Origin of the sequence: Methylophaga sp. UBA1464 (genome assembly GCF_002325665.1) — a bacterium.
Taxonomy (GTDB): Bacteria; Pseudomonadota; Gammaproteobacteria; order Nitrosococcales; family Methylophagaceae; genus Methylophaga.
Genome location: NZ_DCSO01000001.1, coordinates 1534 through 4379 on the forward strand (window position 1 = coordinate 1534; position 2846 = coordinate 4379).

Annotated in this window: 3 protein-coding genes; 1 reads left to right on the forward strand and 2 read right to left on the reverse strand. The window is 46.9% G+C overall.

The genetic code is table 11. The features are described 5' to 3' along the window. Positions 1-132 precede the first annotated feature (132 nt). Positions 133-1443, reverse strand: a complete 1311-nt coding sequence (rimO, locus tag B3O33_RS00010; RefSeq protein WP_292359934.1) for a 30S ribosomal protein S12 methylthiotransferase RimO — start codon at positions 1441-1443, stop codon at positions 133-135. Positions 1444-1671: 228 nt separating this feature from the next. Between rimO and B3O33_RS00015 the strand changes: the two genes are divergently transcribed. After that, positions 1672-2433: a TIGR01458 family HAD-type hydrolase gene (locus B3O33_RS00015; protein WP_292359933.1), complete on the forward strand. Its 762-nt coding sequence runs from the start codon at positions 1672-1674 to the stop codon at positions 2431-2433. A 2-nt stretch (positions 2434-2435) separates the two neighbouring features. Here the strand turns inward: B3O33_RS00015 and amrB are convergent. After that, on the reverse strand, positions 2436-2846 hold a 411-nt coding region (gene amrB, locus B3O33_RS00020; RefSeq protein ID WP_292362682.1), incomplete at its 5' end, for an AmmeMemoRadiSam system protein B.

Sequence of the window (2846 nt, forward strand, 5' to 3'; positions counted from 1 at the left end):
CTGGAACATTGCTTGTCCCGGCGTTTTTGTAGTTATTCTGAAAAAGCGACGAGAGCGCAGACCTCCCTGGCGCGCCGGCATACTGCCCATCCGTGGAAATAAGTGGCGCTTTATTCAGTTACAACAGAAGCTTTAAACTAGCCTGGCCCAGAGATCATGTTCATCGGCTTCTTCAAATTCAACTTCTACAATATCGCCGACGTTTAAATGCGTTGCATGATCGATAAATACCTGACCATCAATTTCCGGCGCATCAGCACGACTACGACCGACCGCACCTTCTTCAACCACTTCATCAATAATTACAAAATCACGTTTGCCGACTTTCTGTTGCAAACGTTGAGCACTGATTTCAGCTTGTTTGGCCATAAAACGGGCCAGACGTTCTTCCTTAACGTCTTCCGGAACCGGATCAGGAAGCTGGTTGGCCACTGCACCATCTACCGGTGAGTATTTAAATGCTCCGGCTTTATCCAATTGGGCTTGCTCCAGAAAATCCAGTAATTCTTCAAACTCACCTTCGGTTTCACCTGGAAAACCAACAATAAACGTACTGCGTAAGGTAATTTCCGGACAAATCGCGCGCCAGGCTTGAATCCGTTCCAGATTATTCTGAGAGGAGGCCGGACGCTTCATTAATTTCAGGATACGCGGGCTGGCATGCTGAAATGGAATATCCAGATACGGCAAAATCTTGCCTTCAGCCATCAACGGAATGACGTCATCAACGTGCGGATATGGATAGACATAATGCATCCTTACCCAAATGCCGAGTTCACCTAAAGCTTTGGCCATGGCGGTAAAGCGGGTGGCAATTTTTTCACCCTGCCATTCATATTCAGCGTATTTCAGATCCACACCATAAGCACTGGTATCCTGCGAAATCACCAGAATTTCTTTTACGCCGGCATCCGCCAGGCGTTTGGCTTCTGCCACCACCTGATTAACGGGGCGGCTGACTAAATCGCCACGCATTGACGGGATAATGCAGAAGGTACAACGATGATTACAGCCTTCGGAAATTTTCAGATAAGCATAGTGGCGGGGAGTAAGCTTGATACCTTCTGGTGGTACCAGACTGATAAACGGATCATGGGGTTGAGGAAGGTGTTTATGCACTGCTCCCACCACTTCCTCCAGCGCATGAGCACCAGTGATTTCCAGCACTTGAGGATGTTTTTCACGAATGGTGTTGTCACGGCTGCCCAGACAGCCGGTCACAATAACTTTGCCATTATGTGCAATGGCCTCGCCAATACTTTCCAGTGATTCTTCCACCGCGGAGTCGATAAAGCCGCAGGTATTTACCACGACTAAATCTGCATCGTCGTAATTTGCAGAAATCTCATATCCCTCGGAACGCAGTTTGGTAATAATACGTTCGCTGTCGACCAGCGCTTTGGGGCAACCGAGACTGACAAATCCGACCTGTGGAGCTTTCATAAGCGTAACCTGTGACTGGTAGAGTGTAAAAGGCCGCTATTCTATCGCGTTTGATGGGATCTGTTGATCTTTTCATGGTCTCCGGCAGTGTGGCGATCAAAGATCAACAGGACTTCCGTTGATTGCAAATCCATAAATGCAAAGCAGCCAAATTGTACTGAGCAATTGTGTGTCCTGGTTTATCCGCGCATAATTTACAGTACCAGTGGCATACCCGAGGTGACTGTGATGATAAAAGCGATTTTATTTGATATCAGTGGTGTATTACACATGGATAACATGCCGATTGCCGGTGCCATTGAAGCACTTCATCTGGCACGCAATGAGCAATTGGTGGTGCGTTTTGTGACCAATACTTCCCGTAGCACCAGTACCGACACACTGCAATCCTTACTGCGAATGGGGTTTGATTTAAGCGTTGATGAAGTTCTTACCGCACCGGGTGCTGTGAGATTAGCATTGCAGCAACGCGGGTTACGTCCATATTGTCTGGTGCATGAAAAACTGCGTCCGGAATTTGCCGATTTGGATCAGAATTTGCCTAATGCGGTTGTGGTAGCGGATGCGGCTGAAGGTTTTACCTACGAGAATATGAACCGGGCATTTCAGCTGATAATGGATGGCGCGCCTTTATTAGGTATAGGACTGAATCGTTATTTTCGCCAGAATGAACAACTGCTTTTGGATGCAGGCCCTTTTATAACTGCGCTGGAATATGCCTGTGATGTCGAAGCCGAGATTTTGGGGAAACCGGCCAAAGGCTTTTTTCAGACAGCGGTTGAGTCAACCGGATTTACAGCAGAAGAAGTGTTGATGATTGGTGATGATGCTTTTGCTGATGTAGAAGGGGCTTTGACAGCAGGATTGCGGGCATGTCTGGTGCAAACAGGCAAGTATTCACCAGGCGACGAAGATAAAATCCGTCAGCCTGGTGCCTGGGTCTGTCATTCCGTTGTCGATGCTGTTAGTCGAGCGGTGAAACAACCTTAATCTCATTCAAACAGATAAGCGCCATAGCCGACAACACTGTCTTTTTTGCCAACCACATCACCCGAGTTACTCAAGGACATGATTTGACCTGACATGTTTTCATTTCTGGCGTATTCCAGAAATCCCCGGATAGCGTCACATCCGCAGGCATGAAATTTATCTATCTCATGGTTATCCATACTGATAATGGCCTGAGAAGTAAACTGATCAATTTTGCGTGCCGTTTCATAATCCAGATAATGGCTAAGATCCGAACTGATCACAATTAACGATTTAGCATCTTTGGTGGCTGTTCCCAAAACGTCAGCTATCAGTGAAGTACTGGCCTTGCCGGTTAGCAAAGGCACAATTTCAAAATGTTTTAATGAATACTGCAAGAAAGGTAACTGTACCTCCAGACAATGTTCGTTGTC

What these genes read in the sequence shown, in the direction of transcription:
- rimO (WP_292359934.1), bottom strand. Translation starts at nt 1,443, where the DNA reads ATGAAAGCTCCACAGGTCGGATTTGTCAGTCTCGGTTGCCCCAAAGCG.
- B3O33_RS00015 (WP_292359933.1), top strand. Translation starts at nt 1,672, where the DNA reads ATGATAAAAGCGATTTTATTTGATATCAGTGGTGTATTACACATGGAT.